5 protein-coding genes and 4 tRNA genes are annotated in these 6,222 nt (G+C 44.1%); all 9 read right to left on the bottom strand.

The window, feature by feature from the left end:
- Positions 1 to 145 (bottom strand): GTP-binding protein (locus FTT78_RS10690; RefSeq protein ID WP_257218308.1); only part of this gene is annotated, 145 nt, incomplete at its 3' end.
- 148 nt (positions 146 to 293) lie between these two features.
- A tRNA-Thr gene (locus FTT78_RS10685) sits at positions 294 to 368 on the bottom strand.
- A 14-nt stretch (positions 369 to 382) separates the two neighbouring features.
- Positions 383 to 458, bottom strand: a tRNA-Gly gene (locus FTT78_RS10680).
- A 36-nt stretch (positions 459 to 494) separates the two neighbouring features.
- Positions 495 to 578: transfer RNA gene (locus tag FTT78_RS10675), tRNA-Tyr, on the bottom strand.
- A 55-nt stretch (positions 579 to 633) separates the two neighbouring features.
- A tRNA-Thr gene (locus tag FTT78_RS10670) sits at positions 634 to 709 on the bottom strand.
- Between the two features lie 98 nt (positions 710 to 807).
- Positions 808 to 2,301 (bottom strand): anthranilate synthase component I, encoded by a 1,494-nt coding sequence (trpE, locus tag FTT78_RS10665; RefSeq protein ID WP_180044216.1) that lies wholly within the window; start codon positions 2,299 to 2,301, stop codon positions 808 to 810.
- Positions 2,302 to 2,461: 160 nt separating this feature from the next.
- A complete protein-coding gene (locus FTT78_RS10660; RefSeq protein WP_004975764.1) occupies positions 2,462 to 3,133 on the bottom strand; it encodes a phosphoglycolate phosphatase in 672 nt (223 codons plus the stop codon).
- Between the two features lie 61 nt (positions 3,134 to 3,194).
- Positions 3,195 to 3,845, bottom strand: coding sequence for an FHA domain-containing protein (locus FTT78_RS10655; protein WP_167845712.1), 651 nt, complete (start codon positions 3,843 to 3,845; stop codon positions 3,195 to 3,197).
- 69 nt (positions 3,846 to 3,914) lie between these two features.
- Positions 3,915 to 6,170, bottom strand: coding sequence for a type II secretion system secretin GspD (gspD, locus tag FTT78_RS10650; protein ID WP_131260972.1), 2,256 nt, complete (start codon positions 6,168 to 6,170; stop codon positions 3,915 to 3,917).
- Positions 6,171 to 6,222: the final 52 nt, after the last annotated feature.

Below are 6,222 nucleotides of genomic sequence, written 5' to 3'. Positions count from 1 at the left end.
CAGCGTAATCTTTCGCTTCACCACCAAACTTACGTGCACATACTGTAGCAATCGCAGCTGTTAAAGTTGTTTTACCATGGTCAACGTGACCGATTGTGCCCACGTTAACGTGTGGCTTATTACGTTCAAACTTAGCCTTAGCCATGTTCATCTTCCTCGTTTACGTCGAACACAATGCTGAGTAAAACTCTGCCCCGACATATCGCCTAAAAAACTAGACACCTAATACTTGAAAAGCAGACTAATAAGCCTGCTTTTTGAAAATCTTGTGCGAATAATCGCTAAACTGTATCTGGAGCTCTTATCGAGATTTGAACTCGAGACCTCTCCCTTACCAAGGGAGTGCTCTACCACTGAGCTATAAGAGCGACAAATCCTTCGATGGAGCGGGAGACGAGGATCGAACTCGCGACATGCAGCTTGGAAGGCTGCCGCTCTACCAACTGAGCTACTCCCGCATCTATGTTGGTAATTACCACTTCTATCGAAGTTAATGGTGGTGGGAGAAGGATTCGAACCTTCGAAGCTTACGCGGCAGAGTTACAGTCTGCTCCCTTTGACCGCTCGGGAATCCCACCATTTTCACACTTACTCAGTGTTCGTTCTTTACTTAACAACTCAAACTCCCTAAGATGGTGCCGGCACACGGATTCGAACTGTGGACCTACTGATTACAAGTCAGTTGCTCTACCAACTGAGCTATGCCGGCGTTTCTTAGTGTTTCGTACGTTTCGTATCGGAACGGTGTGCAGTTTAGCAAAACTTGAAATCCGTGCAAGTGTTTTTTTCAAAAAAAACGCTAAAAACTCATAAAATCAATCCATTTGATGATAATTCAACCGCTTTGATCACTGCGCGAGCTTTTATTTGGGTTTCATTCCATTCAGATTCAGGATTTGAGTCCGCAACTAGACCTGCGCCTGCCTGCACATAGACCTTATTTTCACGAATTACACAGGTACGAATGGCAATCGACATATCCATTTCGCCATGCCAGCCTAAATAACCAACAGCACCACCGAAAACGCCACGTTTTACAGGCTCAACTTCGTCAATAATTTCCATAGCACGAATTTTTGGTGCGCCTGAAAGCGTGCCTGCGGGGAAGGTTGCCTGAAAAACATCCAAAGCATCTACATCATCACGCACTTCACCCTGCACATTGGAGACAATATGCATGACATGCGAATAACGTTCGATCACCATTTGATCGGTGACTTGCACTTTACCAATTTTGGCAATACGTCCAACATCATTACGACCTAAATCGATCAGCATTAAATGTTCAGCGATTTCTTTTTCATCTGACAGTAAGTCTTGTTCCAAAGCCAAGTCTTCTTCTTTGGTTTTGCCACGCGGACGTGTACCCGCTAAAGGGCGCACGGTTGCAATGCCATTTTCCAAACGCGATAAAATTTCAGGTGATGAACCGACTATATGAAACGGTTGGTCGTCAGCCAAGGTTTTGCCCTGCACCAAAAACAAATACGGCGATGGATTAAGGTGACGTAAGGCGCGATAAACCTGTAACGGCTCACCATCAAAATCTGACACCATGCGATGTCCAGGCACCACTTGCATAACATCGCCTGCACGAATGTATTCTTTGACGGTATCAATGGTCGCCAAGAATTTTTCTTTGCCTGTAAGCGATTCAAAATGTGGTGGCGTATGTTTTTCTGCTTTTAGACTAATCGGGGTTGCTAAAATTTCTTCTAGTGCATCGAGCTGCTGTTGTGCCTTGTTATAGGCATCTGCCTGTGCTGCATCGGCATGCACAATTAAGAACAAGGTATCTTTTAAGTTATCAAACACGATGACTGTTTTAGACAACATCATCCAAATATCAGGCAAACCGACTGGATCTGCTGCAGGCACGTTTTTTAAACGCGGTTCGATATAACGCACTGCATCGTAACCAAAATAACCCACCAAACCACCTGTAAAGCTTGGCAATTCAGGCAAGTCAGCTTGCGTAGGCACTTTAAATTGCGCTTGAAAATCGCGGATATACTGAAACGGCTGTGCACAAGTTTGTTTTTCGATTGAACCGTCAGCATGTTGGATGGTGAGTTCACCCGCATTACAGGAGAAAACTGTAGATTCACCCAAACCAATAATTGAATAACGTGCCCAGTTTTCACCACCTTCTACAGACTCAAACAAATAGGCTTGTTGATGCTGCTTCAAACGTGCAAATACCGACAATGGAGTTTCGGTATCGGCCAAACGCTGGCGATATACAGGAATGAGGTTGTAGCCTGCTGCTTTAAGTTGTTCAAATTGAGTCAGAGTGGTCATGTGAAGCTCTCTATATTTCGATGTAGCAATGTTTTCGATAAGACGAAGTGAAGGACGGTTGTAGATTGACTAGCGTCGCCATCGAAATATGGACATTACAGCCTGACTCATATTGATATCCTTTATAGCAATTAGCGTAAAATTATTTGATTTTTGAATCTTAAATATTTAACAATTCAGTTAAATTATCCACAATTTGTTGCGGCTGACAATTGGCAATCGGCTCACCATGATTATAGCCGTAGCTGACCACAATACAATCAATCCCCGCTCGACGCGCGGCTTCAACATCATTAGAAGAATCACCAATCATCAAGACTTGAGACTTCTCCACTTGATAATGTTCAACACAATGCAGCAATTGACGCGGGTGTGGTTTACGCTCCTCAAAGCGATCTCCACCAATCACATCAGCAAAATAGTGTTGCATCTCTAATGCTTCAACAATGGCACGAGCAGGTAGTTCAGGTTTATTGGTCACACAAACTAAGGTTTTTTGTTGTGCTTTTGCCCAGTCCAAAAATTCAATAATGCCCGGGAATGGTTGTGTGTCGATACACGGATCGGCATTATAAATTTCTAAGAAGGTGTTCAGTAGCTGTTGTTGCTGTTCAGGATGAACTTCGCCCATTAAGTGCGATAAGACACTATTGCAAAATACCGCAGTTCCCTTCCCCACCCAAGTTCGCACTTGTTCCAGTGTTACCAAAGGCAGTTGCAGTGCATTTAAACTCATGTTCATGGCGCGGTATAAATCTGTCGCAGAATCGACCAAAGTGCCATCTAAATCAAATAAAATGACTTGACGTGTATCAAGCTGAGCAATAGACATTCTTCCCCCTAAATGAACAAAGGCATGCGATCGCATGCCTTGATTGTAAAGCAAAGGCTGCTTATTTAAACAATAGCCAAGCCAAAACTGCCAAAATCACCAAGACAATCAGTGAAATCAAGCCAACAGAAGCATTTTTTTGCTGTTCTTTCTCTTGTTCCACACGAGAAACAGGCTGCTCGACAGACACAGGTGTTGGCTCTGCTGGAACTGCATGAATATCCACGCCTTCTGGAATAGGTGCTGGTTTTGGTACTGCCACGCCTTGCGGCATACCATCACGGTTTAATTGCACAGAACTGTCACGTTGATTCAATTCAGGCATTCCCTGCTCGTTCATTTGCTGTGCAGGTGTTTTTTCTGTTTGTGCTGTGACTTTTTCAGCAGTTTTGGCGACATCTGCCGCATGTTCCAATTCAACCGCAGGCGCAAATACTGAAAACTTTAAGCTGGCAAATTGGACGATATCACCTTCTTTAAGTAAGGTTTCATCGGCAATGCGTAAATCATTTACAAAAGTGCCGTTGGAAGAATTTAAATCTTGCACATACAGCGCTTGTTCTTTAAGTAAAAAAGCCGCATGTTTACGTGAAATTTCTGCCGATTGCAGCACCAAATCTGCACTTTGATGACGCCCCACCAACATATCACGGTCGATACTAATTTCTTGGCCAGTAAATTCACCGCTAATTGCTTGTATTTTCCAAGTCATAAATAACTTCTCTCGTGTGATTTGGCGACATCATAACATGCCCTCAACCACAATCTGCGCAGGATACGATTAAGGTGTAGCGCGAATTGTGGTCGTAGTGACTGTATTTTTAGTTTTGCTGACTTCCTGCTGCGGCAAAACTACGTTTTGGCGCTGTACCGCAGGCTCAATCGCAACAGGGGTGCTCACCACCGTTGCTGTGCGGTTTGCAGACACTGCTGATGGTAAGGTTTGATAAGTTCCTGTTTGCGGCGCAACTCGAGATACAGGCAAACGCTGCTGATAAACATCGCTAACATTCTCAGGCAGTTTAGCAAAGCTACCATCGGCATCCATTGCCAACTGAAGGCTATACAATTGGCTATAACGCTGCTGCGAAATACGGCGAATATCCTGACTATCTCCCACAATGGTTGGGTGAATAAAAATCAATAAATTACGTTTTTGATTAGATTGACCATCGGAACGGAATAAACGCCCCAACCCTGGAATAGCACCCAAACCTGGCACAGCCTGACGACTATAAACCGAGTTATCAGAAATTAAGCCACCTAAGACAATGGTTTGTCCGTGCTCGGCCAAAATAGAAGTTTTAATTGCGCGTTTGCTGGTGACTAAATCCTGCGCCTGACCTTTATTGGCTTTGACATCTGACACTTCTTGTTCAACTTCCAAGCGTAGTGTTCCGCCTTCACCAATATGTGGCACGACTTTTAAAGTAACCCCGACATCTTTACGTTCAATAGTGGTATACGGATTTGCCACACCACCATTGGTAGATAATGAACCTGTTACAAAAGGAACGTTTTCACCAACCACAATATAGGCTTCTTCATTGTCCATGGTCACAATAGATGGCGTAGACAATAAATTGGATTTGGTTTTTTCCTTCAAGGCCTGAATCATCGCACCATATAGCTTGCGTGAACCATCACGACCTTCACGATAATCACCCAACACCAATGACGTACCTGCACCAATCGCACTGCCTGCGCCTGCTGCACCACCAGTTAAATAGCCTGCAGCAACATTTTTTAAACTTGCACCAATATTGTCAAAATTAATTAGACCGATACCGCTGCTTAAATCGCCCAATGCCCACTGCACACCCAATTGGTCGGCATCGGTACCTTCCACTTCTATAATCGCAGCTTCAATCAACACTTGTTGACGACGGGTATCTAGTTGCTGAATGGCCGATTCAATTTCACGCATCAACTGCGGATCGGCTTTGACCACCAAAGCATTTTGCGAGCCATCGGCAATAATACTGACACCATTACCATTAAAACTGGTGATGTTGTTTTGATTGTTGCTATTCGAGCTGCCACCCAAATTAATACTTGGGGTGGAAATAGTCGATGAATTACCTGTGTTGTTATTGGTGCTGCTTAAATTACTAGCACTGTTGTTGTTACTGTTGCTATTTGCATTAGAGCTGCTGCTCACCGCCTGTCCTGAAACCAGACCTTGCAATATTTCTGCTAAATTCTGTGCACTGGCATATTTCAAGCGAAAAACCTTCAAACCACCCAAACGATCTGCCGCAGGCACATCCATCATTTCAATCATTTGACGAATGCGTTTACGTGTTGCGGTATCGCCTTTGATGATAATACGATTGGTACGGTTGTCCGCCACAATACGCACACGCGAACCTTTAACATCTTTCGCTGCCCCTGTCGAACTCATCGACTCAAGCAAGCCAATGACTTCTTCAGCTTGACTGGATTGCAGGCTAATCGCTTCAATGTCATTTTGCCCCGTACCATCTAGGTTACGAATAATGCTTTCTAACTGATAAATGTTACTGGCACGATCAGACACGATTAGAGCATTGGTGCCCCCGACCGCAGACAAATGCGCAAACTGAGGCATGAGCGGACGTAAAGCAGGAATCAGGTCATTGGCATTGGTATTTTCTAGCCAAATCACTCGCGTTACAATTTGGTCACCACGCGCATTTTGACGACCATCATAGGGAATGCCTGAGCTTTTTACATTGCTGTCAGGTACAAGGCGAATGGTATTGCCTGATGGTATTGCCACCACACCATTCACATTCAATACGCCTAAAAACAGGTCATAGACTTCATTTTTATTCAGGGCTTTGTTGGAAATCACCGTGACATTGCCACGCACACGCGGATCGACTGCAAAGTTCTTGCCCGTAATATCGGCCACTTCATTAATAAATGCAGTTAAGTCCGCATCACGTAAATTAATTTTCCAGGTTTGCGCATGACTTGCAGTACTCACCATTGCAACAAGCGGTGCAGCAGCCAGTAATGCCCAAAATGGACGCTCATAATTCAATAAAGCCATAATCTACTGTGTTTCCTAACCCTAAATATGTCTCTGCATGTAGTTACGATGC

It is taken from the genome of Acinetobacter sp. YH01011, assembly GCF_013420785.1.
Lineage (GTDB): Bacteria > Pseudomonadota > Gammaproteobacteria > Pseudomonadales > Moraxellaceae > Acinetobacter > Acinetobacter towneri.
The sequence above is the reverse complement of the archived record's forward strand: the minus strand, read 5'-3'. Positions and strand labels throughout refer to the sequence as shown.